We start from the raw sequence: 13,535 nt of genomic DNA, 5'->3' as shown, positions 1-13,535 counted from the left end.
TACTTTATAAAATTTAAGTGAAAAATACATGTAGATACATTAAAAATATGAATAATTATATTGAATTATTTTTATGAGTAATATTGTACTTTTTTGAGGCTCAAATTTTGCTTAAAGCAAAACTTATGCGTTACTTTGCTAGCAAAAGTTGTGATCACCCGCTTAAATTAAAACAATCCAACTTGTTCAACACACTTTTTCGATTATTAAAAGTCAGTTAAACCATCAGACCATTCGCCTTGGCGAATGGTCTTTTGCATATAAGGCGATTTAGCCTATTTTTTGAAAAGCTTGATCCAGGTCCGAGAGCAAGTCATCCAGATGCTCCAAACCTACGGAAAGCCGAATCAGATTTTGAGGTGTTTTGGTATCTGGACCTTCCACAGCAGCTCTTCTTTCGATGAGACTTTCTACCCCACCAAGGCTTGTAGCATTAGTGTAATATTTTAGATTTGATATTAATTTATCGGCATCATCAGGATCGCCTTTCACCAGGAAAGAAAGAATACCGCCAAAACCAGTCATTTGTCTTTTTGCCACCTCATGACCGGGATGATCTGTCAACCCTGGGTAAAAAACCCGCTCCACTTTTTGGTGCTGGTCCAAAAACGAGGCAATCATGCCAGCATGTTCGGCATGTCCCCTCATCCTATACGCAAGGGTTTTGATGCTTCGAATCAGCATATAGCAATCAAATGGAGACAATACGGCCCCTCCTGTTTGTTGGACATTTACCACTTCCTTCCAGAATTCATCCACCACTTTGGTGATCAAAGCACCACCGAGAATATCACTGTGGCCTCCAAAATATTTGGTAGCACTGTGCATGACCACATCAGCTCCCAATTCCAGTGGGTTCTGAAACACCGGCGTCGCAAAGGTATTATCACTGACCACCATTACCTCGTTTTCTTTGGCAATGGCACAGAGCGCTTTGATGTCACTGATCTTCAGCATAGGATTGGAAGGGGTTTCGATCCACAACAGCTTGGTATTTGGCTGCAAGGCCTTCTCAAAGTTTTCCGGATCACTCAGGTCCGTAAATGTCACCTCCAGCCTATCCTTAAACAGTTCCACCAGTTGCTTTTTAAGTCCATGGTACATGTCAGACGGAGCCACGATGTGACTTCCTAGTGGCAATGCCTGAAAAACCGCCATTCCAGCTGCATTCCCGGAAGAAAAAGCTGCTGCTGCTTCTCCCATTTCCAGTTCAGCCAATAACTTTTCGAGTGCCATCCGATTGGGATTGTTGGCGCGGGAATAGATCAGCGAACCCTCATGATGCTCAAAAGTAGTGGACAGGGTAATGGGCTGTACCACCGGCCTGTGCGGCCCTGTGATCTCCTCTCCTCCGTGTATTGCTAATGTTTCAAATTTCATAGGCTATGATTTTAATATAAAAATAGGGAAATTATAAAGTCAATTCCCAAGAGCAACCATGATTTACCCAAAGGGGTTCAAAATTAACAGGCATTGTTTTGAGCTTTTCTTTCACAAAAAGACCGGGACAGGCCCACTATTAATCCACCATACTTTCAGTACAGAAATATTCAGCTGCTTTCCAACCTTTTTCCCGTAAGCAGCCTCTTTTATGCAGGAAGCCAAATAAAATGAAATCAATTTTTGAGAAAGATCTAATCGAGCGATGTACCAAGCATGATCGAAAAGCCCAGTTTGAGCTTTTCGAACGGTACAAGGTAGCCCTGTATTCTTCTATTTTCAGGATCCTGAACGAAGAAGATTTGGCTCATGATGCCCTGCAAGAGGCATTTATTGAAATTTTCAAGGGAATCAAGAAATTCCGGGGAGAATGTACCCTGGGCTTTTGGATGAAGCGGATAGCAATCAGGAAAGCCATAAAACTGGCCAAAAGCCGTATGCTGTTCACATCGCTGGACCAAGTAGCTGAACTACCGGATCATGCTCCCCTTGACGGTTGGATTGACGGACAACTGTTGGATATGGCGATCAGGGAACTGCCGGCGGGATGTAGGAGTGTCTTTTTGTTGATCGAGGTGGAAGGGTTTAAGCACGCCGAATGTTCCCATCTGCTATCCATCTCGGAAAGCACCTCTAAATCCCAGCTTTCTTACGCCAAAAAGCTACTGCGTGGCAAACTAAACGAACTTATGAAGGCATGAAAAAGCGATTTAACTTACCGGAACACCGGCCAAATCAAAGCAGCTGGGAGGCGCTGATCTCAAAGCTGGATATGGATGCCCAACTCAAAAGAGAAACGGAAAACCTTCCGCCAATCAGTCCCAACAAGAATATTTGGCCTGCCATCGCTACCGAACTGGATCGTCGTCGTGTGGTATTTTGGTGGTGGACAGCAGGAGCGGCTGTCATGGCTGGCATAGGACTATTGCTCGCCGTAAGCCTTTTGGATACCACGAATGGCCATCACCGTGAGTACTTGGTGACAACCGTTTCTCCACGGGACATCCCATGGAAAGTGAAAATACCGGAAATACCCAAAGTCCATCAGGCAAAATCATCGTCGAATACAGTGGCTCCAAGCAAAAAAACCGCTGTAAAAAGAGTTTCTGAACAACCTGTCATTTTGGAGGACGATGATCCACCTCGCCTCCAAATGCCTTCGTTTGAGGAATCATTTCACGCATCTACATCCATTGTAGTGTCAGAAGAAACGAAGGCGGGCCTTGACACTGTAAAAGCAAACCAGTCCTTCCATGAGGTGACTATTTCTTGGGGCATCAACGACCGGATAAAACTAAAAACAGATTATGCCTCCAAAACACCCCAGGATCAAGCTCACCTGCACAAAGTAGCGAAACCGTCCGGGAAATTGGTGCTCAGACTTTCGCAAGAAAAATAGATTCGGTGCATTTGGCTTCCACTAAACCTAATGCGTTTCCTTAAATCTACGAAATCATGAATAAAGCGAATATTATCACTATCATATTAACGGTAACAGCGGCCTGTTGCTGGGCACAGGAGGCAGAAAACACCTTGCCCAAAAATCATCAACAATGGCTGGAAAGGCAGTGGCCTATTACCGATACTTTACAATTCCACTTACCCAACGAAAGCGAAATACTGTTCTATTTTAATGACACGGAATTTTCAGCTGATTCCTTAAAAGCTGCCCTGACGCCACTCATCAAACGTTCCACTCGTTTTCCCGAATTTGAGACAACAGCTTTCCGACTTGCCAATAATTTCAAAGGGACGAGCCTTACTACGGTAAAAAACAAAATCGATCGCAAATACGGGAGGCATATCGAAAGTATCGAACTGGGCATTCCTGTAGGACTTGATTTTACGCGAGGGAACTTTACTCCGGAAGTGGGCTTTCGGGCACACTTAGGGCTACCAGGCTACAGCATCGGGGCAGCCATCACCAACACGGTGTATTTTCCACAAAAGATAGAGGGCGAAATCGATGTGATGAGCAATTGGTTTATCAATGGGGAATTTTCATGGAACAAAGGAAGTACCATTGTCAATAATGAACAGACCATCCAAATCGGCTATTTGCTCAACAGCCATCCTAGCGAGCTGTTTAAGGGGACTACCCTAAGGGCCATTTACAGGCACAGGGTAAGCAACCACTTGTACATCCAAGCAGGTGTGGTAGCCACAGATGACCTGAGCACCTATTATCCGGTTCTGGGAGTACGTTTTTGGTAATTGTTATCTTAGTTTAGAAATTAGTTAACAGCCATTCACGGCCAGGACAAAAGTACTTAAAAAAATTCAGTCCCTTTGGGGTTGCTAAATCTAGCCATGTCTTCATCGTCCGAGGATTGATCCTTGGACGATGAATGGTTGATACGCACTGCATTTTCTGTTAATCAACCCTATTGCAAGAAAAATCCTTTGTAGCCATTAAGGCTGAAAGCCTTCCTAACATTAACCCGAGGCAAGGCCTTGGGGGCTATAAGTCAAAAAAACTCCTCTTACGCAGGCTGAAAGCCTAGCTCAGTTTTTCCATCTAGCCAAACAATAGACGCGGGAATACGTTTAGCCGTTAAGATTTTTAGCTGGCTTTACAGGCCGCGGGTAGTCTCATCATCACCTATTGGCCCAATGCGTTTCATTGGGCTGGATTAAGCCCCTTTCAGGGGAGCATTTTAGAAACAATTTCCCTGAATCAGGACAATTGATCAAAGTCAGGAATTATGATCAATATTGGGGATTTGATTATACGGGAATGACAGAATGCATCTATTATTGAATTCTCCTAAAGAACAAAAAAGGAGACTAGATGAAGCCAATCTCCTTTTTTGCCTTAAGGCATTCAAGTTTTATCGAATACGATCTACTGATTTCACCAGCATTTCATCCTTCCGGATAAAGCGGTTGGCCACAATATTGAAGATCATGGCTGCCACAATGCAGTAAAAACCGATCATAAAAGCACCACTGGCGGTAGCATTGAATTCCATATTCTCCACATAAGTCAGGTAAACAATGAGCCCAAGGTTCACCACCATCACCAGTGAATTGATCATATTCAGGAACATCTGCTTAGTCCGGTTCTTAAATTGGCTGAGGCTATAGATCGCGATTATCGCCGCCAAAAAGGCCAAAATTCCCAAATAAAAAGTTCCTGTCTGTTCGAGGACGTTGCTTGAAGCGGTCTCCGTATGGGTCAAATTCCAGGCTGTCAATTTCAGCATTTCTGTCTGATCAGGGTTTACCTGAGTCCAGATGGGAAAGAAGGTTTCCAGTAACATGGCCACAGCCACCAAAAGGAGAAAGATCGTTTGTACGCGTTGTATCATTGTCTTGATTTAAAACTTTTGACAAAGAAAGGTGGTAATTTGAATAATCGCAAGAAACAAGAGTTTAAGGTTGGGAAGGTTTAAATGCCGGAAAGGTAAGACATGGAATTTCTTACAGTATAGCACTGATGTTTTTCATCTCTCACGCAATACTCGTGGCTAATTGGAAATAAGCGGAACCAGAAATATCTTCCAGCAATTGTCTTGTTTCTGTAAAGGTATTATCCAACCCCTTTTTTAGGGTAATGTGCCATTTCAAACATAAGTACCTCCTGTTTTTTTGACCTTGGCCATTCATTGGAAACCACCCTGATTCAAGTATCTTTGTACGTTCATGGAGACAATGAGAAGGTATTTTATGGAGGTGGCCTACAAAGGCACCCGCTATCACGGCTGGCAGGTCCAGCCCAACGCCCTGACGGTACAAGAGGCAATCAATAAGGCATTGCAAACCATATTACGCCAAGAAGTCGCCACCATGGGCAGTGGAAGAACCGACACGGGGGTGCACGGCAAACAGCAATTCCTGCATTTTGACTGGAATGACAAACTGGAAAAAAATATTTTTCTCAAAAAAATCAACGCGGTCCTGCCAAAGGATATCAGTGCCTATGATCTCAGGGAAGTGCTTCCGGAGGCACATGCGCGTTTCGATGCGGAATGGAGAAGTTATGAATACCACATCTCTTTGCGTAAAAATCCGTTTGAAGAAACATTGTCCTGGCATTGTTTTTACAAGCTGGATGTCACCGATATGAACAAATCGGCCGCTTTGCTCCTGCAGCATCGGGATTTTGAGTGCTTCAGTAAAGTAAAAACGGAAGTCAATCATTTTGAATGTGAAATAAAATCAGCTTTTTGGGAACAAAAAGACCATCATTTGGTATTCCATATAACGGCCAATCGGTTTTTACGTGGCATGGTCAGGGCCATTGTCGGAACATTGGTGGAAATAGGCAAAGGTCAAATGGACATATTAGGTTTTCAACAGATTTTGGACAGCCAAGACAGGAGAAAGGCTGGTATAGCTGCTCCTCCTCATGGCCTGTTTCTCAGTAGGGTGACCTACCCGGAAGAAATATTCATCTAAAAGACAGTAGATTTTGAGTCTGGAAAAAGAAAATGTAAAAAGCGGAGACATCATCGACACCCAGGTGCTTCGTAAGCTTTATCAGTTTGTAAAACCCTACCGAGGTCGGTTCTTCTTTCTGATTTTCCTTACAGTGGCCTTGGCTGCTTTGGCCCCTACTAAGCCGTTATTCATCCAAAAAGCCATTGACGAACATATAGCCATTGGTGATCAGGAAGGCTTGCTTCGCATCATTTACCTGTTGGTCGGGCTACTGATCTTGCAGGCGGTGGTCCAGTTTGCGCACACATATCTTTCCGGCTGGATCGGCCAGGTCATCATTCGGGACATCAGGGTCAAGCTTTATCGGCATTTGCTCAAAATGCGCCTGAAGTTCTTTGACAACACCCCCATTGGTCGCTTGGTCACCCGAAATATCTCCGACATCGAATCCCTTTCAAATGTATTCAGCGAAGGTTTGGCCGCCATTATCGGGGACCTGCTTCAGCTTTTCACCATTTTGGGCGTGATGTTCTGGGTGGACTGGAAACTCACCCTGGTCAGCCTGAGCACCCTCCCGCTGCTGATCATTTCCACTTATATCTTTAAGGAAAAGGTAAAAGTGGCCTTTAATGAGGTCAGAAATGCTGTATCCAATCTCAACTCCTTTTTGCAAGAGCATATTACGGGCATGAACATCGTCCAGGTATTTAACCGCGAGGACAGGGAATACAAGAAATTTGACGCGATCAATACAGAACATAAAAAGGCCAATGTCAAATCGGTTCTCTATTACGCCATTTACTATCCAGTAGCTGAAATTATCCAAGCAGTGGGGATAGGTCTCGTGGTTTGGTATGGTGCCACGGGTGTATTTGGGCTCGATTTAAAAGTGGGCGTATTGATTTCTTTCATCATGTACCTACAGCTATTTTTCCGCCCAATCAGAATGCTGGCTGACCGGTTCAACACCTTGCAGATGGGTGTCGTAAGCTCCTCCAGGATATTCAAGTTATTGGAGAGCAATGAGCATATCGCCAATGAAGGCAATTATACCCCTGAAAAGATCAAAGGCAATATCAAGCTTGAAAATGTTTGGTTTGCCTATAATGATGAGGAATGGGTGCTGAGGGATATCAACTTCAAGGTCAAACACGGCGAAACGGTCGCGCTGGTCGGGGCCACTGGAGCAGGAAAATCCTCTATTATCAACCTGATCAGCCGTTTTTATGAAATCAACAAAGGAACCATAAAAGTAGATGATAAAAACATCAGGGATTTTGAACTGGGAATCCTGCGTCGACACATTGGGGTGGTTCTACAGGACGTTTTCTTATTTTCTGACACGATCTACTTTAACATTACCCTGGGAAATCCGGACATTACCCGAGAGCAAGTAATGGAAGCCGCAGAACTGGTCGGGGCCAAGAAGTTTATCGAGCGACTTCCCGGAGGACTGGATTACAATGTCATGGAACGTGGCGCTACACTATCAGTAGGACAGCGTCAGCTGATTTCCTTCGTCCGTGCCATGGTGTACAATCCTGAAATCATCATTCTTGACGAAGCCACCTCCTCGGTGGATACCGAAACTGAAGAGCTGATCCAGAGTGCCATCGAAAAAATGATGAAAGGCAGGACCTCTATCGTCATCGCCCACCGGCTCTCCACCATCCAGAAAGCTCACAATATCATCGTATTGCACAAAGGGGAAATCATGGAAATGGGCACGCACGATGCCTTGCTCGAAAAAGAGGGGTATTATGCCCAGCTCCACCAGATGCAGCTGAAGTCGATGGTGAGCGAGTAGTTTCAGGTTTAAAAGTTGAAAGGTCTGGAGGTTTGGAGATTGCTTCTTCCTTCTGGTCATCGCAATGACGTTCTTGTTCTACGTTCTAGATGATGGTTTCTCTCTTAGCTTAATAGCATTGAGACATTCCTCTGGAGCAATCCCGACCCCAGACACTGGAGGTTGTTCCTAATTCCCCTTCAATAAGACGGCCAGTAAGCAATATGAAAAAGTTTGGAAAAAGTAAAAACTTATCGGCTCGAAATTACCGGCATCCGAGAAAACAATCGTCAAATTGAAAAAAAACCAACTGTTTTCACCCCTAAATTCCCTAAAGGGGCCTTTCTAAAGCTCCCCTTTAGGGGATGGGGGCATTTTAGGAATTGGAATAAAAACCCTCAAATTTCTATTTAAAGACAGTTTTTGATCATATTTGAAATTTAGTCGGACGTCAGTAGTTCGAAATATAATTGAAGCCTAAACTAAAAATTACCTGTACGAAAAATAGACCTTTCCATAATAGGCCTTAATTTTGCGCCGTTCTAACGTAAAACCACGGCAAAACACGTAAATATCAACACATGAAAAAGATCCTGCTATTGTTTATCTTTAGCCTGCCGATTGCGGCATTTGCACAGGAACAATCCATCGGCTTGAGGATTGGCGAACCCATCAGCATCACGTACAAAACCTTTCTCGATGACAAAGTTTCCTTTGAAGGAATGATTGGCCGAGGTAGTGCGAATAGTTCCGCCTATTACCGAAAGGTCTTCGACAATAACAGACCTTCACCTGGTGCCTTTTACCTTAACCACAGCGCCGGAGGAGGCATTTCCCTCAATGGCCGGGTGGCTTACCATGAAGATATTACGGCTGAATTTGACATTACAGAAGGTACGCTTTTGGCCTTTGGTGGCGCAGGCTTACAGCTGAGAAGCATCAATGTCGAATATGCTTACCAACAAACAGCGGATGTTCCTGCCGTCTTGTACGAAAGCAAGGACAATATTGACTTTGGCCTCGAAGTATTTGGTGGTGGAGAATATTATTTCGAAGACCAACCGGTCAGTGTCTTCGCAGAACTGGGGCTTATGATGGAAATCGCTGATCGCCCTGGCCACGTCAAGCTACAAGGCGGCATTGGCGCCAGATACCATTTTTAGTATCAAGTAGTGAGATATGAGTATTGAGACACGTTCCTCCCTGCCGCGGCGGGGAGGTTAGGTGGGATGATTTTAACTCAAAAAAAAGATAGTCTTGAGATAAACGTTGTGCAGGGGCTTCGCTCCAGCACTGAGAAACATTTAGCTTGTCTATACCAAGCAAGCTTGTCTACACCAAGCAGGCTTGTCTCTGACGCAATAAGACCAAGGGCAATCAAGGAATCAGAAAATGAAGAAAACGGTAATCATCATCAGTATACTGGCCGTATTGGGGTTTGTCGCCTTTGCTTATTTGGGTGGTTTTAAGGACTATCCCATTGAAGTAAAGCAAGGGGAATCCATTCAACTTTATGGACTCACCTATAGGGGCACGCCTCAAGACAAAGGACTAAAAACCACCTTCCAAAAGATAGAGGCAGCCTTAGCCGAAGAAGCTGAAGCCACCTTGCACACCATATATTACGTGGAGCCTGCCGGCAAACTGGACACCATGAAAGTCTTCGTGGGGCTGGACCAAGCAAATGACAGGATCGAGGCAGATTGGGAAGAAAAAGTATTCCCGGAAAATCAATTCCTAGTGGCCGATCTAAGGTATAACAAATGGGTCATGCCACGACCAGAAACCATCAAAGAAGACATGCAAGCTTTTGCCGAGGAAAACCACCTCACCCTAACCGGCATCTTCATCGATCGCTTGCTCCATGAAGACCATGTCCAAGTCTGGGCACCAATTGCCAAGAAGAAATAGTGGCTTTGTACTTTTTGGTATGATTTTGGAGAAATAAAATTTATGGCCGATCTTTTCGGGTGATATAAAACATATTTCCGAATTGACCGTCTAATAAGAATATCGTGAAACTAAACCCCTCAGATATGAGAAAACTATTTTTGCTTTTGTTTGTTGCTTCCGCCTTTATGATCCAAGGCTGTGAAGGACCTCCAGGCCCACAGGGCGAGCCAGGTGTAAATATCGTAGGAGACGCTTACGAGGTTGAAATATCCTTTAATTCAGAAAACGATTATATCGATATTTTTAACTTTGAAGACTTTGGAGGGACACTGTTTGATGGTGATGCAGTCTTAATATATATGTATGAAGCATCACCAGTGGATTCAGAGTTCTATGCCTGGAGATTATTACCTCAGACTTTTTATTTAGAAGAGGGCGTTTTAGTCTATAACTTTGATTATTCACCGAATGATTTCAGTATATTCTTGGATAATTCCCCTATTGACTTTAATCAATTGACGCCTCATTGGACAGATAATATCCTGTTCCGGGTTGTAATTGTTCCTGCTGATTTATTATCTGCGAGTGGAAGAATGGATTTCTCAGATTATGATGATACCATGGAATACTTAAACATCGAAGAAAGTGACTTCGTAAAAATTCAAAAATAAAACTGAAAATTATATCACTATAGCCACCGGAAGAAATTTCGGTGGCTTTTTTTATCCCAATCGTTTAGCATCTCATATGTAATCGAAATAATGCCGCAAAGACCCGAAGGCGCAAAGTTTTTTTGAACTAGAATAAAAGCCTACATCCATTTCCCCAATACAGTTCGTATAATTTAGCGCAATCAACTATCTTTGCGCCATGCAATTGAAGAACGACTTGTTATTGAGAGCGGCCCGCGGCGAGCAGGTGGAACGCACCCCTGTTTGGCTGATGCGTCAGGCCGGAAGGATTTTGCCCGAATACCGGGAAGTACGAAGCAGCGTAAGTGGCTTTATCGAACTCGCCCAGACACCAGCGCTGGCAGCAGAAGTCACCCTGCAGCCGGTGGACTTGCTGGGAGTGGATGCAGCCATTATTTTTTCGGACATACTGGTCATTCCGGAAGCCATGGGGCTGCCCTATGAAATGATCGAAAAGCAGGGGCCAAAATTCCCCAACACCGTTTCTTCAGCAGAAGACCTCAACAAACTGAGAATTGCAGATGGAGTGGATGACCTTAGCTATGTCATCGAAGCCATCAAGATCACCAAAAAAGCCCTGAACGGACGTGTGCCTTTGATCGGATTTGCAGGCGCACCTTGGACGATCTTTGCCTATATGGTCGAGGGATCAGGAAGCAAGACCTTCTCCAAATCCAGGGCCATGCTGTATCAGGAACCGGTACTGTCAGAACGCCTGCTGGACATGATCACGAAATCCACCATTAACTACCTCAAGGCGCAAATAGCCGCTGGAGCGGACATTGTACAGATTTTTGACAGCTGGGCAGGTATCCTACCGCCGGACCATTATCAAAAATACGCACTAAAATATATCTCCGAAATCTGCGACGCCATTACGGAAGTACCTGTAACGGTATTTGCCAAAGGCGCTTTCTTCGCACGAGAGGAAATGGCAAAACTGAACTGTGAAACCATCGGCCTCGACTGGAACATGGGCATTGCCGAATCCAGAAGGCTCATTGGCGACCAGAAAACCCTCCAAGGCAACTTGGATCCAGCTGCCCTATATGGCTCAGCAGCAGAAGTGGAAGCCGCCACCAAAAGAATGCTGGACCAATTCGGTACCGGAAGGCATATCGCCAACCTTGGCCATGGCGTTTACCCTGATATCGATCCCGAAAAAGTGAAGGTGTTTATCAATACCGTAAAAGAATACAGTAGTCAATTAAGGATGAAAGCATAAACCTACATCCTTCATTTCAAAAAAAAATCAGCCACAACTCTTTGCTGTCTTTGAGACTTCATGGTTTTAGCTATAGATCAAAGGACATTTTATTTTTGACAAAAAAAGAAAAAGGGCTGTCACGTATTGACAGCCCCATGCCCAAACCTATGCTAATTGGTGGAATATTAGAAATAAATGTATTTCTTTCTTCCTTGGGCATCCTTTATCCGCACATAAAGACCTTCTACTTTTCTATTGGTAAATCTATAGTTTCGCTCAAACCCTTCTTCCACATTGACTTCGTCCGAAGCGATGCGCAAATTGGATTCGTCGAATATATCCACATGGGTACCAGGCACTTCGATGCCAAGCACTTTTAGGTTGATGGTGTTTTGATCACTCGCTTTGCCATAAGCCACGATCGGCATGTCCATTACCACTTTTTTGTCCTCCGTCATCACCTCATAAGTAATCTCCTCCTCTTTTGTTTTAATCTTGATCTTATACGCTCCTTCAGGAAGGTCGTCCAGGTTATAAGGTATTTTCAATGCTTGGTTTGCCCTGTACCTGTTGACAGCCAAAATCTTATTATCTTCATTCAAGATGAAGATCTTCACCTTACCAACCGGGGCACCTAATGTAACAGCTATATGTTTATCAGTGGCTTCTACCATGGTATTGGCCATTAAACTTTCTTTTTTTGCCAAAGTATCGGGATTAGCTGATGCATTGGCAAGGAAAATCATTCCTAATACAAAAACGGATGTGAATAATGCTTTCATGACGGTATTTGTTATGTTAATTGTAAGTTTTTAAAATTTGATTGCGTTTGTACTTCCCTATACACCAATCGCATACCACAACCATTTTTCTTACTTTGGCATGGCCAAAATCGCTATCCAAAAGATTATCAAAACATTAAAAAAACTCTAAACAGAAGCTATTGGCATCGGATATCAACGCCAAAAGTGTATCAAAATCAACAAGGTGTTCGGACAAATGATCGGAAACAATACAGCTTTTTCCAATTTTCAAGCCTTTAGCTGACCTGAAATTATTGTATTGCTATTTAAAAATAAATTGAAAAAAATATTTTTTTCTTTCTCACCTAACTGAACTTCACCCTATTAGTCCTTAACAACTGTACTATTTCGAACACTCGAATGTTCTATTCTGACACAAAACCCGCCTAATCTCACTAAAAAAATGCTCCACACATTATCCATAACCACCACAAAACCAACCTTTATTTCATAAGACCAACTTACCATTTCCTCCCATCACAGCTCTTAATGCTTCAAACAGGGCGTTTTACAGGATTTTTTTATTCCTTATGGCTCTTGGCATTAGGCTTGGTACTGATCCAGTAAACCAACTATTAATATGATTATGAAAAAGCAATTATTGGTAATCGGACTATTCACCGCCGGTACACTGGGACTATTTTCCTGTAATAATGAAGATCAGGACGAAATGCCTAATGCAACGGTGAATGTAAAAGCAAGAGCAATTGCTGAAAACAGCTCCCTAGAGGATAAACAGCCTGACGAAAATGCCAGAACCATCTCAGGTGCCAATATCATCGCCACTGAGCTGAGATTCGGAAATATACGCCTTCATGGTGCTGAAGAAAGTGCTGCCTCCGTCCAGTTGCCACTCGATGAGGGAAATTCCATTGGCCTGAGCCTTTTGGAAAGTGCCCTGCCGCTGACTGAAACGATGGGAACGATAACGCTAAGCCAAGGTGACTATTCAGCCATTACACTGAAATTTCAGCAAAACGGCGACCTCGCCGAAACTGATGCCATGTATGAAAAAACCTTAAAAATAGATGGCAATGTCAACAATCAGCTGATGACCATTTATACCGACACCGAAGAAATGCTCACTGCGGCCGCCGCATCGGGAAACATCAGTATTTCCGGCAATCAAGACATTTACCTTAACTTTGACATTAACAGGTTATTGGAAAATGTAGACCTGACGCTGGCCATGGATGGTAATGAAAACGGTACGGTAGAGATAGAGCCTAACAACTTGGATGGCAACAGGGACATTTACCTGACCATTATCGGCAATCTTGAAAATGCCCTTTACCTTTCTACCGAATAAAAAAAAAAGGTGTTTCCTACTT

General features: G+C 43.7%; 13 protein-coding genes. 10 read left to right on the top strand and 3 right to left on the bottom strand.

The window, feature by feature from the left end:
- Window positions 1–270: 270 nt before the first annotated feature.
- Complete coding sequence (locus FKX85_RS08405) at window positions 271–1,380, bottom strand: trans-sulfuration enzyme family protein (protein ID WP_141614310.1); 1,110 nt, start codon at window positions 1,378–1,380, stop codon at window positions 271–273.
- 230 nt (window positions 1,381–1,610) lie between these two features.
- Here FKX85_RS08405 and FKX85_RS08400 point away from each other — a divergent pair, with 230 nt between their 5' ends.
- The 3 genes from FKX85_RS08400 to FKX85_RS08390 are packed head-to-tail and all read left to right on the top strand — an operon-like array spanning window position 1,611 to window position 3,654.
- Window positions 1,611–2,141, top strand: coding sequence for an RNA polymerase sigma factor (locus FKX85_RS08400; RefSeq protein WP_141614309.1), 531 nt, complete (start codon window positions 1,611–1,613; stop codon window positions 2,139–2,141).
- A complete protein-coding gene (locus FKX85_RS08395; RefSeq protein ID WP_141614308.1) occupies window positions 2,138–2,839 on the top strand; it encodes a hypothetical protein in 702 nt (233 codons plus the stop codon). The genes FKX85_RS08400 and FKX85_RS08395 overlap by 4 nt, the downstream gene beginning before the upstream one ends.
- A gap of 56 nt (window positions 2,840–2,895) precedes the next feature.
- A complete protein-coding gene (locus FKX85_RS08390) occupies window positions 2,896–3,654 on the top strand; it encodes a hypothetical protein (protein ID WP_141614307.1) in 759 nt (252 codons plus the stop codon).
- Window positions 3,655–4,271: 617 nt separating this feature from the next.
- Here the strand turns inward: FKX85_RS08390 and FKX85_RS08385 are convergent.
- Entirely contained in the window at window positions 4,272–4,751 is a 480-nt protein-coding gene (locus FKX85_RS08385; RefSeq protein ID WP_141614306.1) for a DUF4293 domain-containing protein, read from the bottom strand.
- A gap of 334 nt (window positions 4,752–5,085) precedes the next feature.
- On the opposite strand from FKX85_RS08385, the gene truA reads away from it, so the two are divergent.
- From truA to hemE, 6 genes are all read left to right on the top strand, one after another.
- Window positions 5,086–5,841 carry a tRNA pseudouridine(38-40) synthase TruA gene (gene truA, locus FKX85_RS08380; RefSeq protein ID WP_141614305.1) on the top strand — a complete coding sequence of 252 codons (756 nt, stop codon included), beginning with the start codon at window positions 5,086–5,088 and terminating at the stop codon, window positions 5,839–5,841.
- A gap of 13 nt (window positions 5,842–5,854) precedes the next feature.
- Window positions 5,855–7,630, top strand: a complete 1,776-nt coding sequence (locus FKX85_RS08375) for an ABC transporter ATP-binding protein (RefSeq protein WP_141614304.1) — start codon at window positions 5,855–5,857, stop codon at window positions 7,628–7,630.
- Window positions 7,631–8,190: 560 nt separating this feature from the next.
- Complete coding sequence (locus tag FKX85_RS08370; RefSeq protein WP_141614303.1) at window positions 8,191–8,772, top strand: hypothetical protein; 582 nt, start codon at window positions 8,191–8,193, stop codon at window positions 8,770–8,772.
- Window positions 8,773–9,001: 229 nt separating this feature from the next.
- Complete coding sequence (locus tag FKX85_RS08365) at window positions 9,002–9,520, top strand: hypothetical protein (RefSeq protein WP_141614302.1); 519 nt, start codon at window positions 9,002–9,004, stop codon at window positions 9,518–9,520.
- Between the two features lie 125 nt (window positions 9,521–9,645).
- A complete protein-coding gene (locus tag FKX85_RS08360) occupies window positions 9,646–10,173 on the top strand; it encodes a hypothetical protein (protein WP_141614301.1) in 528 nt (175 codons plus the stop codon).
- A 199-nt stretch (window positions 10,174–10,372) separates the two neighbouring features.
- Entirely contained in the window at window positions 10,373–11,419 is a 1,047-nt protein-coding gene (hemE, locus tag FKX85_RS08355; protein ID WP_141614300.1) for a uroporphyrinogen decarboxylase, read from the top strand.
- Between the two features lie 167 nt (window positions 11,420–11,586).
- Here the strand turns inward: hemE and FKX85_RS08350 are convergent, their stop codons facing one another.
- Window positions 11,587–12,183: a hypothetical protein gene (locus tag FKX85_RS08350; RefSeq protein WP_141614299.1), complete on the bottom strand. Its 597-nt coding sequence runs from the start codon at window positions 12,181–12,183 to the stop codon at window positions 11,587–11,589.
- Between the two features lie 607 nt (window positions 12,184–12,790).
- Here FKX85_RS08350 and FKX85_RS08345 point away from each other — a divergent pair.
- Entirely contained in the window at window positions 12,791–13,513 is a 723-nt protein-coding gene (locus FKX85_RS08345; protein WP_141614298.1) for a hypothetical protein, read from the top strand.
- Window positions 13,514–13,535: the final 22 nt, after the last annotated feature.

The sequence above is a fragment of the Echinicola soli genome (assembly GCF_006575665.1).
In the GTDB taxonomy this organism is placed as follows: domain Bacteria; phylum Bacteroidota; class Bacteroidia; order Cytophagales; family Cyclobacteriaceae; genus Echinicola; species Echinicola soli.
The sequence above is the reverse complement of the archived record's forward strand: the minus strand, read 5'-3'. Positions and strand labels throughout refer to the sequence as shown.